Consider the following 16,387-nt stretch of genomic DNA (forward strand, 5'->3'; position numbering starts at 1 on the left):
TGAAGTCGACAAACGCAGGCGCCCGTTCTCCCGTCAGTCAGCCCCGCCACGGGAGGACCAGCCCCCAACAGCCCTCACGGAGCCGCAACAATATGTTGCACCATTTCGGGAAGAGTGGCCAACTCCCGCCAGTCCCTGATGGCAGCGGATTGCACTTGTTCGAGCCCATAGGGCAATAAGGCACCCTTACCGTACAGCACGGGCACGACAATGTGACCCTTGGTTCGCGCAAGCTGGATTGCACGAAGATATTCTGACTCAAAGAACCAGGAGCTGGGAGTGTTCGCCGTAATCACCAGGACGGTACTTCGAGAGTCCCCTTGGGCGGTATGGATCAGCCCTGCCCATCGATCCCCAGGCCGCACGCATCGCGTGTCCAAAAAGGTGCGGCCGATCTTCGACAGCTCTGAATGGATCCTTTCGGCGATGTGCCGGTCAGCGGAAGAATACGCAACAAAGAAGTCCCAGTGACCATGATCGACGTCGGCCGGGCGAGAGGCGTTGAACTGTCGCAGATCGGCGACGAGTCGAGACCAGACTTGGTTCTCCAGGTTCATCCCATGGCTGTCACAGGACAACGACATGACGCTCTCATGGAACGAGAGATCGATTGCCTTCTGTAGCCGGCTGATCAGACGAGCAGGTGGCCAACAAATCCCAGCCCCGCCACCTGAAGAGTCCCGGACGATCCTGAGCTGCTGGTAACACTCGGTTCGTGTGGCTGTTGATCGCCCCGCGCCATCGGTAAGTTCAAGGATTCGAAGTACAGCCTCCCGGGACTCTTCGGATTCCAGTTGACCAGCTTCTTCACGCACAGACTGTCTTACTTGCCGAATCAGCTTGAAACGTTTGAGCGGCTCACGGGCTTTATCGATGGTTTCAAGCGCATCCTCCAAGAACTCGGACAGCTCTTTGACGTACTGATAGACGGTCGACCGGATAACGGAGAGAGGGACGATAATGCGTTCCTCAAGCCCTGCCGATGGCCCAAGTACCGTGAAAACGAGGCACGGTATCTGCGACTCCCGCAGTCCGAGATACCGGCGGAGAGCGCCAATCTCGCTCGTGTGGTCTTCCGCGAAGTCCTGTCCGTATAGGCGTGGAGTACCTCTATGCAGCAGTCGCCTGGACGACTCGATCTCAGATTGCCCCTTCCGCCCGGGCCCCCATGTCATATCCCGTCGATACGAGGACCCACTCCAGTAGATTGTGGGTCTACCGCGAGCACCCCAGCCCACGGCTGCGTCCTCCGCCAGATACATCACCGGCTCAAGCCGATCCGGTATGCCGTGCGCGCCAAGCCGCGTCGCCGCGTTCGCCCCGGCGAACACGAAGAGGATGTCCGGTCCGGTCGCGTCGTGCAGCGACGCCCAATAGCGACCTACGTCTTCGTACAGGGATGGCGAGTCGGCCTCACGAGCGAGCATAGTCAACACAAGTTTGTAGCCGACCGCACGAGACCCAGGAAGCATCTGCTCAAAGAATTCAACGATCGGTACCTGAGATTTATACATGCTCCCCCTTGCGCTTCCCCTGCATCCGGCGCCATTCCGCTCGGCAAAAGCACGACCGGCCTGAATCTGTTGCCGTCGACCCCCCGATCGGATAAGCCGAACAAGATCTCGACCACAGAAAAGCTGGATGGCACCACCAACTGGGCGCCGGCCGCTCGACTTTCCCCGTCCCTTGGCAGTGAGTCCTTGACAAATCATGCTACTTCTCTCGACCTGGGCAAGAGGGCATAACCCAGAAGGGTTCCCAATACGTTTCCCACTCCTCCTGGCAAAACATGATCGTGCGGCCTGCACGTCCTGATCGCCTACACCTCGACCAACAGCTCCTGGCTCAACCGGATCGAGGCCCAGTTCACCGCCCTGCGCTACTTCGCACTCGACGGCACCGACCACAGCAGCCACATGGAACAGGGCCGCATGATCCGCCGCTACATCATCTGGCGGAACAAACACGCCGCCGACCAACGCCTACGAGAAGTCCTGGCATTGAGCACGGCCTGCGCGTCACGCAGGGACCTGACCGGACTCCGCGCTGTGAGACCCGCCTCCCCCGCCGCCCGTTGAAGCGACTCCCCCGACAGCCCGGCAAGCGAGGTTCCGCCGAAGCCGACGTAAACTGCCCCGCTCGGAACCAGCATCGCCGCGGCCGCCGCCAGGCACAGCAGGCCGATGCGTAGGTGCTTGCCGAAACCGTAAAGCTGAACGAAGCCAACGGCGTACCGGTCTTCCAGACCGTAGGCGGCGACAACACCGCCCAGCACGGAGGCCGAAGGCTGGGATCGCCAGTCTCACTCCGCGCGACGAGCGCCTCAATCCGATGATTGAGCACCGCCTCGCTCAAGGGCGCTCCTCCGCAAGGAGGACAGGCTCCTCGGACACTGCCACCGTGTCCCCGGGTTCCAAATCCACCGACGAGCCGTCAAGCCGTTGCACCTGCCGCATTTGGGGCCCCGCAGCGGTTTGGGCCGTACCGGAGTCGGTCCAGCGGATGACGGCGTGGTGCCGACTGGCTTGCCCCTCGATGACGAAGGCACATTCCCAGACGTTGGCAGGCTGACCGATCGCGAGTCCGTGGCCGCAGGAGTAACTGCGCGCGTGCGCCAGCCAGCGCTGCAGTTGCTCGACGGCGAGTGCTGCCGATGTGGGTGGTCCACCCTCGGCCTGAAGCACGATGGGGATCCGGGTGCCTCCCCAGCTGTAGAAGTACATTCGTTCCAGGTTGAGATGGCGGGCGTAAAGACCCACCAGGAAGAACCGCACAGCGTATGCCCGGGCTCTGGCCTCGTCGAGCGGACTCTCCAGAGCGATTGAGTAGGTCGTGCCCGTGTTCCACAGTCTCGGCTGGACGCCTGCCCTGTGCAGCAGCCGGTCTACCTCGGTGACCAGTTCGAGCATCGACTCGGGCGGGTCGACCGCGGAGCGCTGATGCAGTTTGATGCCCGCCACGTCACATGCGTCATATCCGCCGAGCACGGCGAAGCGTTGCAGGAATTCGCGTCCTTTCGGCGCCCAGAGTTGCCCCATGCCCGGACAGACGATCGTGGCTCTCGGATCCGCGGCGCGCACGATCCGGCTCGCCCTCTTGGTCATCTCGACGAGGATCTCGACACTGCCGGCGAAGAATCTGCGGTCGTTCCCAAGGACCCACAGCTCGTAGTCCGCGATCCGCCCGCGGTAGCGCTGGGCGACGGCACGGACGAAGTCGTCCCAATCGGCAAGGCTGTCGGGCGGCGCCGCGCGTGTACCGTCGGGATAGGGCGACCGGGGACCGTCAGGACTGGCCCATCGTGGCGTGCCACCAAGCACGAAGAGCACGGGCAGACCGGCTCGCTCGGCTCCGGCGACCTCCCGGTCAAGCGTCGACCAATCGAACTCGCCGCGTTGAGGCTGGATCTGCGACCAGCGGGTCTCACTGTCCCAGAGCCTGACTGCCCCGATTCGGAAGGCGGGCATGGTGCCGGTGGCGCTGTTGAGCGTGACTCCGAACAAGGTGCGCGGCACCGGAGCCTCGGGAAGTGTCCAGGCTGGACCGGCGATGCGCGCGGGACTCGGCTTGGCAGCCTGGCGCGGCGCGCCGGCTCCGGACAGGCCGAGTGTCAGGACCGCGACGATGCAGCTGATCGTGGCCAGCAGTTTCAGCGTTTCCCGCATCCTCCCGACACGCCGTCGGCCTGTGCCGAGCAGTGAATCGGCCGCCTCAGTGGATTGTGGGGGCGTGCCGGCGACGTGCCCCACCGGAGGGTTCTCCTCGGGAGATCCGACGGCATCCGGCTGGTTGCGTGGTGGGACGACGCTCTCGGATCGACCCTGACGGATGGTGCCCGCGTCAGCGGCATGGGCTGCGGACGTGGCTCCCTCCCACAGCCGATAGAGCCTGGCCACATCCTCGCGGGTTGCGCCGCAGCCCTTCGCTATTCGCTCGACTGTTCCGAAATCCGATGGGACGGAAAGGCCGGAACAGAAGCGGTGCACCGTTGACTTGCCGAGATGACATCGTCGGCCGATCGACGCGTAGCTCTGGCCGCTCTCGTCCTTGAGCCGCGTGAGGAGCTCCCCCAGCGTCGCTGCATCCGACCTCCGGGCCATCCGTCCTCCAAGGTCCCCCGATGGTGTCGTGGGCATGCTACTGGCGGCCCCTGGTGGCGTCCCAGGGACACGCATCCGCGCAGGTGGATGCAGCATCGACGTCCCAGCGTCCCAGGAAACGCCGCAATGCTGTTACGGGCCGAGAGCGGCTGTCAGGGTGTGGGTCGGCCAGGATCACCTCCCGGTGCGGGAACGCCGACAGCTGTCCCTGCATGTGGGCCATCGACTGCACTTCCTACTCGGGACGACGACCAATCGCCACACGCAAGGCAGCGGTAACAGTGATTCGGGCCCCTTTCCGGAGAGGGAAGGAGCCAATTCGTAGGGGGTCGGACAAGAATGAGGAATCTTCGAACGCGCCTGGCAAAGCTCGCGGTCGCGGCGGTCGTCGGGGCGTCGGTCGTCGTGGGCGTACCGGGCACCGCCTCTGCGGGCACCTGTACGACACCTGGATGCGGCGGCGAGATCGACAACTCGTCCGGCATGGACGTGCGGATCGCCAACAACTGGTGCTGGGGCGTCTGGCACAGCGACACCTACTACGGCGACAAGCTGCCGTGCGTCGACAATCCGGGTAGCTGGGGGTCTTACCGCGCCGATGTGGAGCTACCTCCGGGCGACAAGTCCCGTAACCACTATTACTACTACGACACCGACTCGGTCCGGGCCTACAAGGGCTGCGTCACCATGTGGAGCGGTTGGGGCAGTGGAAACACGCTCGACCGGCGGGGCAAGAGCAGCATGTGGGTCAAGGTCTACGACTGGGGGCATCTGAATGTCTTCAGCATCCGGTGTGGGTGAACCCGGGTCTTGGTAGCTCCGCCGGCCGGTGGGTCCGGCGTGTCGGCGCGAAAGCGCACACGGCACGCAGGACCCAGCGGTGGGCGCCGTTCGGAAAATCCCCCGGCACTCTGCGCCCCGACCACAGCGAGATCCCATTTGATGGCCATTCAGCACTTCGCCATGAAGGCTTCCCCCAGTCGCGTTACGGCGGTGACGAGGACCGGACAGTCTGCCCAGGACAGCCACCGTGATGCCCCGCGATCGCCCGGTGCGGGTGCCCGGCGGGCTGTCCCTCGCAGCGCACTGCTGCTCAGCATGGTGGTGGCTCTCATCAGCGTGACCACGGGATGCACCGACACCAGCCCGGCCTCTTCTCGCCCGTCCCACGACACAACCCGCGGCAAGCACGTGGTCCCTCTCCCGCTGGACCGCTACCGGCCTTCAGAACAACAACGCCTGCAACTGGCAACTGCACAGCACACGCTGATCGGCAAGTGCACGAGCAGGTACGGCCTGCACTGGGCAGTGCCGAAGCGTGCGGGGCTTCGCTTCGAGGACCCGTATTTCCAGTTCGGTGTCATAGATGAGCAAGACGCAGTCAGATACGGTTTCCACCCTGCGCCGGAGCAGCAGGACGACGACGGTGACCTGGCCCTGGCGCTGCAACTCAACAAGCTGTCGGCGGAGGAACGGGCGGTCGTCGAGGGCTGGAAGGGCATGAAACCGCGCGGCACTGACGGGGCAGCGCCGATCACGGCCTACCGAGACAAGGCGGTGCTTCCGTACGGCTGTCTCGGCGAGGCCGTTCAACTCCTGGAGCACGGCACGCACCAGCTCAATCCGGCATCGGGCGTGGTCGCGGACATGCAGCGGGGGGGCAGCGAGACGATCGCTTCGCTCAGGCTGAGCGAACTGGCTGCCGACGCCGCCTACCAGACACGACGTGGGCTGCCCTACCGGGACCTGGCCGCCAAGTGGTCCTCCTGCATGAAGCGTTCGGGCTTCGACTCCCCTGACCCCGAGAGCGCCCGGGAGGAACCCCGCTGGAACCCCAACACCGCCCCCTCGACCACCGAGATCAGGACGGCCGTGGCTGACGCGAAGTGCCTCGTGGCAACGGACTTTCTGCGCCAGGCGGCCGCGCTGCAAGCCCACGAGGAAGAGAAGATGATCAAGCAGAACACCGCCGAACTGCAAGAAGTCCGTGACAACCTCAACGCACGATTGAAGAACGCCACTGCTCTGCTCAGCTCGCCGTGAGATGAACGCGGGGCACAGGACTCTGCAGCGCGACCCTGCGAGCATCGGATGGCCCGTCCGCACCGGGAGATCAGTCCAACTCCTCGATCACGGCAGGCGCGTACGTATCCGCAGCAGGCGATCCATTCTTGCACCGCGCTGGTCCCGTTCGACTTCCCGGCCGGGCTGTTGGCCGACGACGCGCACCGGGTTGGCCGCTGCGCGGCCAGGCGTCGTGATCGCCGCGCCGCCCTGCATGCCCGTGCATCACCCCGCCACGGTGTGGCGACGGACACGCCACTCAAAGTTGCATTTGGGATTCGCATTATCTAGCGTTGACGTCATGCGGCTGACGAAGGCAACGGACCTGGCGCTTCGCACGGTCATGCGGCTGGCGGTCTCCGGGGCGGAGCTGGGCACCGCACGGCAGATCGCCGAGGAGATGCGGGTGCCCTACACCCACCTCGCAAAGGTGGTCGCCCAGTTGCAGCACCTCGGCGTGGTCGAGACGCGGCGGGGGCGCGGAGGAGGGCTGACGCTCACCCCGTACGGGCGTACCGTCTCGGTCGGGCACCTGGTCCGGGAGTTCGAGGGGGTCGGCGAGGTCGTCGAGTGCGAGGGCGATGCGCCCTGTCCGCTGCGGCAAGCCTGTCGGCTGCGGATGGCCTTGCGTCAGGCCCAAGAGGCGTTCTATGCCTCACTTGATCCGCTGACCCTTGCGGACCTGGTCGAGTCGCCCACCGGCCCCGTGCTGGTGGGGCTCATCGGGCGCGGCTCCGGCCTGCCCGGATAGGATTTCCGCTTCCACGTCCACCTTGCCCCGCCCTGCAGAGGCGGGGTTTTCACGCGCCCGTAAATGCGAATTTCATATACCAGTTTGGAGCGTACATGCTGTCGCAGAAGTCCGCCGAGAGAGTCCGCGCCACCCTGCCCGCGGTCGGCGGAGCCCTTGGCACCCTCACCGAGCTGTTCTACCGGAAGCTTTTCGCCGCACACCCCGAGCTCCTGCACGATCTGTTCAACCGCGCCAACCAGGCTGCCGGTGCCCAGCGGCAGGCTCTGGCCGGTGCCATCGCCGCCTTCGCCACCGTCCTGGTGGAGCAGCCGGACAGCCGCCCGGATGCCATCCTCAACCGGATCGCTCACAAGCACGCCTCACTCGGCGTCAGCCCCGCGCAGTACCGCATCGTGCACACTCACCTGCTCGCCGCCGTCGCGGAGGTCCTCGGCGACGCCGTCACCGAGGAGGTCGCCGCAGCCTGGGACGAGGTCTACTGGTTGATGGCCAACTCCCTGATCGAGATCGAGCGTCGCCTGTACGCGGAGCAGGGCGTGCTGGTCGGAGCGACCTGGCGGCAATGGGAGGTGGTCGCCCGGGACCAGGAGACCGCGGACGTGGCCACCTTCCGGTTGCGGCCCGCCGACGGCCGCCCCGCATCAGCCTTCAAGGCCGGCCAGTACGTCTCGGTCCAGATCGAACTGCCTGACGGGGCACGCCAGATCCGCCAGTACAGCCTGACGAACGGCCCTGGCTGCCCAGAACGCTCCATCACGGTCAAGCGGCTGCACGGCGGCCCCGCCCCGCTCGGCGAAGTCTCCAACCATCTCCACGACCACGTCCACGAAGGCGACCTGATCGCCGTGTCCGCTGCCTACGGTGACGTCGTCCTCGATGACACGACCGCGCCGCTGCTGCTCGCCTCGGCCGGCATCGGCTGCACGCCGATGGTCGCCATGCTGGAGGACCTCGTAAACCGCGGGCACCACGCTCCGGTCATCGCCGTCCACGCCGACCGCTCAACCGCCGACCACGCCCTGCGCGCCGATCAGGAGCGGCTCATCACCAAGCTCGCCGACGGCTCCGCGCACACCTGGTACGAGCAGCCGGAGGGCGACTGGCCCGCCGACCGCACCGGTTTGGTGGACCTGTCCGGCATCGAACTTCCCGACGGCGTCCGCGCCTACCTCTGCGGGCCGCTGCCGTACATGCGGGAAGTGCGCACCCAACTCCTCGAGCGAGGCGTGCCGGCCTCCGCCATCCACTACGAAATCTTCGGCCCCGACCTGTGGCTGGCCCAGGACTGACCACTGCCCGTCGCACTCAACCCCCGGGCACAGTGCTCTCCGGAACCAATGCGCGACACCTTGGCGATGTCGATCGCCGCCACTCGTTCCACCAGGTCTTCGGCTCGGCCGATCTCTTCGGGTTCCGCCACCGGTCCCACCTCACTCCCACGAACATTCCGAAGAGCGGCGGCTGCCCGTGGAGCGGGAGGGGAGCTGGAAGTATTCCTCCCGCTCAGCGCGCAGCTTCTTCGCCCCTGGGCTGCTTCTCGGTTGTCGCGGATCTCGAACTCCATCGCACCCCTTGAACTGGGGTGTTGCAACAACCGACAAGACCCAAGCTCGTGGCCTACAGCCCCGCGAGGGGGCTCAACCGCAGGCGCAGCTTCCTGGAGACGAAGTGCAGGTGGAAGCCGGTGTCCATCTGACCCGCATCGCTCCGGCAGACGACGGAGAGATGGCCCGGCCGGTCCGGGTCGGGCACCGACGCACGGCAGAGGGCGGTGGAGCCGTTGGCCGTGGCGACGATGCTCGCGTAGCCGATGGTGCCTTCCTGATTGGCGATGTCGACGGTGTACTGGCCGACGGCATGGCGCTGTACGGCAACGGCCCCGGTCGTGACCGGGCCCGGGTCGTGGACGGCGCTGTCGGGCAGCACCACACGGGAGTTGGTGGAGATCCAGGGCGCGGTGAAATACGCCTCGCTGACCCCGGACGCTCCCGTCAGGTTGACGCCACGGGTGTATCCGACATGGATTCGGGTGCCGCCCGGAGCCATCTGCCCCGTGACCGCGTCCCGGCAGGTCACCGAGATCTGCCGGACGGGCCCCGCGTCCCCGGGGATCAGCGCCCGCCCCGTCGTTCCGCACACCACGTTCGGGATGCGGCCGGTACCGGCCTCGGCGATGGGGGCAAGGGCGGTAGTGGCGAACGACTCGGGCGCCGTGCCCGGCAAATAGGGCAGGTCGAAGGTGTACAGGCCCGGCGAGGGGTGGGTGTAGGCGACACGCGCGGCACCGCCCGTGTCCTGCGGTTCGGCGACCCGCCAGTCGGAGGACATGGCACCCGGCGCGGTCGCGGCGGTCACCAGCGCTCCGTGTGCCGCGCCGCGGGCGTTGTAGGCGATGGTGAAGCGGCGGTCGGCGGGACGCCCTGCGCTGTCGAAGCAGGCCACGTCGATCTGCAGACCCGGATGACGGCTCGGGGTGATGCCGTCGAAGGGCATGCAGTTGCCATCGGTCATAGCCCGCACATGAAGGCCGGCGGTCGGCACGGTGCCGAGGTCGGGGCCGGAGAAGTAGACGGCGTACCGCCCCGTGGCGTCGTGGCGCACATGCGCCGGCAGGTCGAGGGAGACGCTGCTGTGGAAGGCCAGCAGGGACAGGTCGGTGTACACGCCCGCGGGCTCGTTGCCCGCCACGACGGCGAAGACCGACACGCGCGGAGGGGGCGCCGATCCCGCCGCGGCGGCCGGAGCGGGAAGAGACACGAGCGTGCTCGCCGCGACGCCCGCCGCGACGGCGATGTGCGCCGACGAGCGCCGGAAACTGCTGAAGAAGTGCATCGGTGGATGAATCCTTGTCTGTGCCGTCGAGGGCGGTGGGGTGGCCGGTCCGTCCGTGACGGCCGGCCCGGTGCTGCGCCCCCGACGAATCACGAAGAGTCCGCGGAACGGAAGCGCAGGCACGGCCTGTCAGCGGTGAACCGGATTCCGAAAGCCGCGTGCGTGACCATCGCCGTCCGCGGAAGGCTGCAGGTCACGGCGATGGCCCGGCCACCGGGACGGGCACACTGTTGGACCTGCGGCCACGCGCCGTTTGCCTGGACCCCCGAGTTTCCCCGTCCCGCCTGCGGACCGGCAGAGTATCGACTACTCAGTTTCTTCTTCTTGGTGTCCACACTGATGACCGGATCCCCGGCGCCCATGTGGTCCTTGGCCTGGTCGTTGATGTAACCGAACTGGGCGTCCCGGTCGGGATGCTGAGCGCCCTCGATGGTCTGGCATTCGCCTGGAAAATCTCTGGCTGACCGGAACCCGGCCATGACGGATCTGATCCCCATGCGAAGGAGCACCGCGCCGCCGCCCGGACGGCGGCGACGCTTATGGCAGTTGTCGAAGGACACGGCCGAGTTCACTGCGGGTGGTGATTCCGAGTTTGGTGTAGATCCGGTGGAGGTGATTGTCGACAGTGCGTACCGAGACACCCAGCTGCTCGGCAATGGCGCGGCTGCTGGCCCCCGTGCCGGCCATCAGCGCGATCTCCCATTCACGTCCGGTGAGGGGGGCTATGCCGTCGTCGATTGTCGCGAGAATGGGAGTGGACGCGTTCTCACAGGCAGTGGCAAGAGCCGCGGCGGCCGCTGTCGCGGATGCAGCACGTCGTGGTTGCTGAAGGCGCCGCCAGGCAACAGCGGCGGTGCTCGCCGCCTCCGCGGCCAGCATATGGGCGCCGACGGCTTCCAAAGCGGTCGCGGCGGCCATCAGCGGCTCGGGGGCGCCGTCGGCCAGGGCAGCCGCCAAGGATGCCCGAACGGTTGTGAACGCCCCGTCGCAGACGCTGGCCAGCTCGTCGAGCCGACCTCTGACGGCTTGGGGAGCGCCCAGTCGGGCGAGGTCGGTCAGCAAGCACACCTCCGAGACGACGCTCCCGGACAGACGCGCTTGATCCGCCGCGGCCTCGAGGACTTCTCGTGCCCGGGTCAACTGACCTCGTGCCACATGCAGCCACGCCTCGCCCAGACGGTCCTCCCCGTCCAGGTAGCCGCTGTCGGGGTAGGCCTCGAGTTCCGCCAGCAGTCCTTCGGCCGTCGCGACGTCCTTCAGTACGGCAGCGGAGGCGGCCCACCCAGAGAGATACAGCCGCATGAATCTGAGATGCCGGTGCTTCCGTGCCAGGGTGGCAGCTTCCGCGTACCAGCGGCGCGCGGTCGCCGGACGCCCGGCGAACCACTCCAGGCGACCGAGGTAGAAGGTAAGCCACAGGTACGCCGTCGGCGCCTCGGCGGAGTCCAGCTCGCCGACAGCATGCTCCCCTACCTTGCGGCATTCGCCGAACTCGCCGTTCTCCGTATGGGCCAGCAGCAGGGGAACGAGCTGTGCCGAGGAATGTGACAGCAGGGTGTTCCCGCCGAACTCGAGATGTGCCGCATGAGCATTCCGCGCAAGGGTGACAGCCTCCTCGGTGCGCCCGGTGAAGGCGAGGCCCGTGGCCTTGGCATTCGCGCCCAGGAGCCATCTGTCAAGGTTTTCTTCACCATCTGGATTGTCGGCCAGGGAAGCCAGAAGCCGCAGTGACTCGGCAGGTCGGCCGGAAGTGACCAGCAGACAAGCCTCGTTGAGGAAGAGTTGCTCCCTTCCCGCACGGCTCTTGACCGCCGTCCGAGCGGCGGAGTTGACCTCACGAATGACCTCCGTCCTGACCCCCATCCAGTACAGGTTCAAGCCGCGGGCGGTGACGGCAGCGACCTTTTCTCGCTCGCCGACAGCTTGTTCGTCGGCCTCGGTCAGAACCTCATCCGCCTTCTCGTACTCACCCAGGCGCATCAGCGCCTTGCCCAGCATCAGTAGGCTCTGGGATGTGTGATGCTCGGGTTCGAGAGCTTCCAGCAGCGCTACGGCCTGCTTGTCGTCGCCCGAGTGCATCGCCAGGGCCGCGGCGTGCAGGAGCATGTGCGCATCTGCCGTGCCCGTGGCAGCCAACCGCCAAGCAGTGGTGCGGAGGGCGTCGTCGCATCGACGGCCTCCATACGCGTCCACCCGAGCGGCCTGTCTCAGGAGTAGTTGCTGCCGCCTCAGGGTGGAAAGAGTCGAGCGTACGATCTCGCCATAGAGTGGGTGGGCCAGAGTCACAAAGGTGCGCCTCGACTCCGTGTAGATGCGGATCAGCCCGGCGCGTTCGATGTCCGCGAGGGTCGAGGGGGCGGGGGCGACTGCCTCGGCGTCACAGAGGGACAAGGTCCCGCACAGGGCCAGTGTCTCCAGCACCACGTCGGCGCCCCGCGCCACCGATGTGAGGCGGGAATTGATCAGCTCCCTCAGCCGGTTGGTGACCGCAGGTCTGTCTGCCTCGATCTGCCATGCCTCGCCGTCGTGAGCCAAGCAGCCCTGCTGCACAGCACCGATCACGAGTTCGCGGAGGTACAGCACATTGCCGCGGCTGGTGGTGAACAGCCTCCGAAGCGTGCGTTGGCCCACCGGGCCGCCGAGCACGCCGTGCAGCAGGAGTTCGACCTGCGGCTGCTCCAGCCCTGCAAGGTCCACCCGTGTGATCGAGTCTCCTCGGTACAGTAATGCCGCGACCACCTCTCCTGCGGCCTCCTGCGATCGGACCGTACCGATCAGGAAGATCAGACCGGCGTCCACCAACTGCCCCAGCAAGGTCGCGGACGTGTGGTCGAGCAGATGGAGGTCGTCGATGAGGATGACGACCGGTCCGCGGCCGGGCGAGGCCATTTCGCGGGCGACCGCGTCGAACCCCGCGACGGGATCGGACAGGTCCATCCCGGGCGGGAGGATGTGCGCCACCGCGCCCAGCGGGACAGTAGCGGCTGCCGTGCTGGCCATCGCTCTCAAGGTGCGGTGGCCCTCTCGGGCTGCCCAGTCGAGGCATTCTTCGGCAAGCCGGGACTTCCCCACGCCCGCCGGCCCGCAGATCATCCAGCCGCGGCAGTGCTGGTCGGCCATAAGGGCCTGTCTGAAGGCTTGCAGATATGGGTCCCGGCCGACCAACGGCCAGCGCCCCATGACCGCGTCCCAGCCTCCCGCTCGCCGCATGGGCGGGTTACGGAGCCCGCGAGGTCCACGCTGCGGGACACCACCTGCATACGATCCGGTAGTGGCGTGCTCCATGTCTTCGTCTGTCCTTTCCCCCGAGGGACCCTCTGAGTCCACCGATGAGGCTGTCACTGACAGCCTCATCGGCGACTCCGCGGGCGACCCCTTGCGCAGACGCATGGTCTTCCGTCCTCCCGGAAAGGGCGGGCAAGCGGCCTGCGCTCCACTGTTGCGGACTTCATGCCGGTCCGGGGCCGGGTCTCTGGTCTGGTTCGGACGAGTACGTGCGCGGCATGCACCTCGGTCGGATGGCCGATTTGGGGATGCGAACCGCCCCCTGTGCCGGCATCGCCGGTAACGGCATCAGGCGTGTGACCTGCCGGACCGGCCGTATCTGCACGACGACTCCCGGCCCGCAGAACGCAGCTTCACCGACAGCGGTAGGTGAAGCCCGCCGAGGCCGTGTGCGGCGTCGGGGAGAGGATGTCCACGACGGCGCCGGCCCGCTGCATGCCTCGGCCGTTGAAGGTCCAGCGCAGGACGAGCCGCGCCTCCTGCTGGCGGGCTGAGACGGACTGGGTCAGCTCCCCGGAGACGGTGCCGTCGCTGCGGAGCCAGCGGTAGCGGATCACGCCGGGGGCACCGTTGGTCCTCGCCGTGGCAACCACCTCGGCGGTGCCGTCGCAGCCCAACTCGGCCGGTTCGGCGCGAACGGTCACCTCGGTCACCTCGGTGACGGCCTGCTCTGGTGGAATCCGCAGCCAGAAGAGGACCGCCGTCACGGCAGCGGCGAGCAGGACCGGCAGCACCCACCTGCGTATCCGAACGCCCTTGCGGCGCCGGCGTAGCGGGACGGCCGCAGGGCCACCCCGCCAGACGGCGGTGACAGTTCCGTTGGCCTGCCCCTGGTCGGTCAGGGGCACCGTCGGTGCCTCACCCGCCGTCCCAGGAGGGCTCGAGGGGTACAGACCTGTCTGCCACAACGTCGCGGCTGTGGGGAGGACGTCGTTGCGCGGGGCGGCGGAATCGTCGGAGCCGAGGCTCCAGCCGGTCGCCAGGTACTCAGGGCCGTCGTCGTCGGCCGGGACGTGGGGCGTGGCCGGCCGCCCCGGTCGGCGCAGACGCTGTGTGGGCCGGTCGTGGGAATCCGGCATCGCAGCTCCAGACACGGTGTTCAGCCCAGCTCAGGGAAGTTGATCATGCATGCCAGGGCGCCCGTGTCCTGGTACGGCTCACCCGACCCGGCTCCTGGCGTCGTGGATATCCGCAGGCCCCAGTACCGCGGGCATCTGTCGCTGCGGAAGGTGTGCGTGTAGCGGAGGTCGTAGGAGGTGCGTCCCTTGAGCACAAAGGTCTCCGTGGCGCCGTCCTGTTCTCCAGGAGTGCCACTTTGGTCGCTGTTGTACCAGGTCAGGGTGAGGGTGACCGGGTCGGGGCCGATCGTGGTGACCGTGACCGCGGCATCGGCTGCCCGCTGCGACGACGCCGCCTTGAGCGAGGTGATCTCTGCACCGCTGACCGACGCGGATTGCGCCGTCGGCGTCTGCCCCCCACCACCGGTGGACGTGGTCGCCACCTGCTCTCCCGGAGCGGAAGGATCCGGGGCCGACGCGCCGGACTGCCCGGGCCGGGCCGGCCCGCCGGCGGTGCCCCCTCCGACGGGGGCCCCGTCCGCTCCACCCGAGGGTGACCCGGGTGCGGCGGAGACGGAGGGGGACGCCGAGGAGGGGGCGGATGCCGAAAACTCGGGCGAGGGCCCTGAGGTGCCCGGCGAAGTCACCTCGCCGGGCACCGGCCAGGTCGTGGACCCGGGTGACGACGATGAGGACACCGCCTGCGGTCCCCCGCTCACCGCGACGGCGGTCAGCACCGCCACACCCGTCAGCACGCCCGCGCCGACGAGTACGGGAACGCGCAGGCGACGTCCCGCCCTCGCGCGCCGGCCGGAAGGTACGGCGTCGCCCCCGGCCGGACGCCGGCCGGACCGCTGGACGTCCCGGGCGTCAACCGGTCCGTCAAGCTCGGTGGTGGCGAGCGAGGTTGCCGCTTCCGCGTCCCCTCCGTAGTGAGGCTGCGACAAGCCCACCGCCAGTCCCGCAGCGCAGAGCGCGAGCGCGCGGCGGCCCCGCTCCTCCCAGTCGCCCCCATAGCTCGCGACGGCCACCTCCTCCAGTTCAGAGAGGAAGTCGGCTGCCGAGGCCGGCCGGTCCAGTGGGCTCTTGGCCATACCGCGTTCGATCACGGGCCGAACCGGCTCCGGCACAGAACGGACAGGTATCTCCGCCGACAGATGCTGCACGGCTATCTCGGCCAAGTGCTCACCCCGGAACGGCCGTGCTCCGGTCAGGCACTCGAAGAACGTGGCGGTGGCGGCATAGACGTCCGTGGCCGGGGAGGCCGCCTCGCCCTGCCACTGCTCGGGTGCCATGTACATCGGGGTGCCGGCTCCGCTGGGGGTGCTCCCATCGCGGGCCGCGATCCCGAAATCGACGAGCTTTGAGACGCCTTCGACGGTGACCAGCACGTTTTCGGGCTTGTAGTCGCGGTGCACAATGCCGGCCTCGTGTGCGGCGCAGAGGCCGAGCAGGGAGCCCTTGAGTACCGTCAGAGCGGCTTCCGGGGTGGTGGCTCCCTCCTGTCGGAGCAATGTCCTCAGCGAGGGCCCGTCGATCAGTTCCATCACCAGCGCGGCGCCCTCCTCGCTCTCCACATACCGGTGGAAGCGGGCAACGTGCGGGGAACGCAGGTCCCTGAGAAGTCGCGCCTCGGTGCGGAAAGCCTGGAGAAAGCGGGAGTCACCTGCCAGCCGGGCATCGAGGTACTTGATCGCCACCAGGTCACCGGTGGACTGCTCGACGGCCATCACTACACGTCCGCTGCCGCCGGACCCCAGTTCCCGAGTCTCGACAAAACCGGGGATTGACCAACTGTTCAAGGGACCCTTCTGCCTTTCTTCTCTGTCAGCCCGCGCCGCGGTGGCGCTCAGTCCCGGCGCCGCGAAGGGCGGGGCCGGGAACAGGGCAGCGTGGGTCAGCATGGCCGCCCGGGAGCCGCTGCGCATGAGTGATCGCTACTCACTTCTGCCTGACCGGCCGGGTGGGTAGCCGGCCTTGGGGAGCCTCGGTACAGCGGTCATCGGTTGTGGCCGCGTTGTGCTCCCCCACCGGGAAGCGCCACTGGAGCGAGGAGCGGCCACGCCTGCGGCCGACGCGGACCACGGTGCGTCGTTCGTACGGCGCACTGGAGCGGGCGATGAGATCTCCGCGTTCGGTCGGGCCCGGTGAAGCTGCCGAGGATCCCACCGAACCGGTCGGCGGCGCCGGCCCGGTCAGGGCTGGGGCTGCCGAGCGGCCGCCCAGCTCCACCGCGATCGACCGCAGCCACCCCGTCAGCCCCGACGCTCGAGCTGCGGTGCCGCTCCGTCAGG

11 protein-coding genes and 3 pseudogenes are annotated in these 16,387 nt (G+C 67.5%); 5 read left to right on the forward strand and 9 right to left on the reverse strand.

Annotated features, from left to right (window positions below; translation table 11 throughout):
* Window positions 1-74 precede the first annotated feature (74 nt).
* Window positions 75-1,514 carry a toll/interleukin-1 receptor domain-containing protein gene (locus OG729_RS01800; RefSeq protein WP_405803809.1) on the reverse strand — a complete coding sequence of 480 codons (1,440 nt, stop codon included), beginning with the start codon at window positions 1,512-1,514 and terminating at the stop codon, window positions 75-77.
* A gap of 291 nt (window positions 1,515-1,805) precedes the next feature.
* Between OG729_RS01800 and OG729_RS01805 the strand changes: the two are divergent.
* Window positions 1,806-1,997 (forward strand): annotated as a pseudogene (locus OG729_RS01805) (transposase); the annotation flags it as partial.
* On the opposite strand, the gene OG729_RS01810 reads toward OG729_RS01805, so the two are convergent.
* From OG729_RS01810 to OG729_RS01820, 3 genes and pseudogenes are all read right to left on the reverse strand, one after another.
* Entirely contained in the window at window positions 1,943-2,275 is a 333-nt protein-coding gene (locus OG729_RS01810) for a hypothetical protein (protein ID WP_405803810.1), read from the reverse strand. The pseudogene OG729_RS01805 and the gene OG729_RS01810 overlap by 55 nt on opposite strands.
* Before the next feature lie 76 nt (window positions 2,276-2,351).
* On the reverse strand, window positions 2,352-3,665 hold the full coding sequence (locus OG729_RS01815) for a beta-galactosidase (RefSeq protein ID WP_405811459.1): 1,314 nt from the start codon (window positions 3,663-3,665) through the stop codon (window positions 2,352-2,354).
* 231 nt (window positions 3,666-3,896) lie between these two features.
* Window positions 3,897-4,196 (reverse strand): annotated as a pseudogene (locus OG729_RS01820) (helix-turn-helix domain-containing protein); the annotation flags it as partial.
* A gap of 243 nt (window positions 4,197-4,439) precedes the next feature.
* Between OG729_RS01820 and OG729_RS01825 the strand changes: the two are divergent.
* From OG729_RS01825 to OG729_RS01840, 4 genes are all read left to right on the forward strand, one after another.
* Window positions 4,440-4,901: a hypothetical protein gene (locus OG729_RS01825; protein ID WP_405803811.1), complete on the forward strand. Its 462-nt coding sequence runs from the start codon at window positions 4,440-4,442 to the stop codon at window positions 4,899-4,901.
* A gap of 297 nt (window positions 4,902-5,198) precedes the next feature.
* On the forward strand, window positions 5,199-6,143 hold the full coding sequence (locus OG729_RS01830; RefSeq protein ID WP_405803812.1) for a hypothetical protein: 945 nt from the start codon (window positions 5,199-5,201) through the stop codon (window positions 6,141-6,143).
* 322 nt (window positions 6,144-6,465) lie between these two features.
* Window positions 6,466-6,915 carry an RrF2 family transcriptional regulator gene (locus OG729_RS01835; RefSeq protein ID WP_405803813.1) on the forward strand — a complete coding sequence of 150 codons (450 nt, stop codon included), beginning with the start codon at window positions 6,466-6,468 and terminating at the stop codon, window positions 6,913-6,915.
* Between the two features lie 95 nt (window positions 6,916-7,010).
* Complete coding sequence (locus OG729_RS01840) at window positions 7,011-8,207, forward strand: globin domain-containing protein (protein ID WP_405803815.1); 1,197 nt, start codon at window positions 7,011-7,013, stop codon at window positions 8,205-8,207.
* Between the two features lie 328 nt (window positions 8,208-8,535).
* Here the strand turns inward: OG729_RS01840 and OG729_RS01845 are convergent, their stop codons facing one another.
* From OG729_RS01845 to OG729_RS01865, 5 genes and pseudogenes are all read right to left on the reverse strand, one after another.
* The gene (locus OG729_RS01845) at window positions 8,536-9,750 is read right to left on the reverse strand and encodes a hypothetical protein (RefSeq protein ID WP_405803817.1); all 1,215 of its coding nucleotides are present in this window, start codon (window positions 9,748-9,750) and stop codon (window positions 8,536-8,538) included.
* Between the two features lie 299 nt (window positions 9,751-10,049).
* Window positions 10,050-10,187 (reverse strand): annotated as a pseudogene (locus OG729_RS01850) (ISAzo13-like element transposase-related protein); the annotation flags it as partial.
* A gap of 100 nt (window positions 10,188-10,287) precedes the next feature.
* Window positions 10,288-12,960, reverse strand: coding sequence for a LuxR C-terminal-related transcriptional regulator (locus tag OG729_RS01855; protein ID WP_405803818.1), 2,673 nt, complete (start codon window positions 12,958-12,960; stop codon window positions 10,288-10,290).
* Window positions 12,961-13,388: 428 nt separating this feature from the next.
* Complete coding sequence (locus OG729_RS01860) at window positions 13,389-14,114, reverse strand: hypothetical protein (RefSeq protein WP_405803819.1); 726 nt, start codon at window positions 14,112-14,114, stop codon at window positions 13,389-13,391.
* 20 nt (window positions 14,115-14,134) lie between these two features.
* Window positions 14,135-15,895, reverse strand: a complete 1,761-nt coding sequence (locus OG729_RS01865) for a serine/threonine-protein kinase (RefSeq protein ID WP_405803820.1) — start codon at window positions 15,893-15,895, stop codon at window positions 14,135-14,137.
* Between the last annotated feature and the right edge of the window lie 492 nt (window positions 15,896-16,387).

It is taken from the genome of Streptomyces sp. NBC_00210, from assembly GCF_045160975.1.
Taxonomy (GTDB): Bacteria; Actinomycetota; Actinomycetes; order Streptomycetales; family Streptomycetaceae; genus Streptomyces.

Bases quoted from the DNA above. Each gene is read 5' to 3' on its own strand.
- OG729_RS01800 (WP_405803809.1), bottom strand. From the start codon at position 1,514: ATGTATAAATCTCAGGTACCGATCGTTGAATTCTTTGAGCAGATGCTT.
- OG729_RS01815 (WP_405811459.1), bottom strand. From the start codon at position 3,665: ATGCGGGAAACGCTGAAACTGCTGGCCACGATCAGCTGCATCGTCGCG.
- OG729_RS01825 (WP_405803811.1), top strand. From the start codon at position 4,440: ATGAGGAATCTTCGAACGCGCCTGGCAAAGCTCGCGGTCGCGGCGGTC.
- OG729_RS01830 (WP_405803812.1), top strand. From the start codon at position 5,199: ATGGTGGTGGCTCTCATCAGCGTGACCACGGGATGCACCGACACCAGC.
- OG729_RS01835 (WP_405803813.1), top strand. From the start codon at position 6,466: ATGCGGCTGACGAAGGCAACGGACCTGGCGCTTCGCACGGTCATGCGG.
- OG729_RS01840 (WP_405803815.1), top strand. From the start codon at position 7,011: ATGCTGTCGCAGAAGTCCGCCGAGAGAGTCCGCGCCACCCTGCCCGCG.
- OG729_RS01845 (WP_405803817.1), bottom strand. From the start codon at position 9,750: ATGCACTTCTTCAGCAGTTTCCGGCGCTCGTCGGCGCACATCGCCGTC.
- OG729_RS01855 (WP_405803818.1), bottom strand. From the start codon at position 12,960: ATGCGGCGAGCGGGAGGCTGGGACGCGGTCATGGGGCGCTGGCCGTTG.
- OG729_RS01860 (WP_405803819.1), bottom strand. From the start codon at position 14,114: ATGCCGGATTCCCACGACCGGCCCACACAGCGTCTGCGCCGACCGGGG.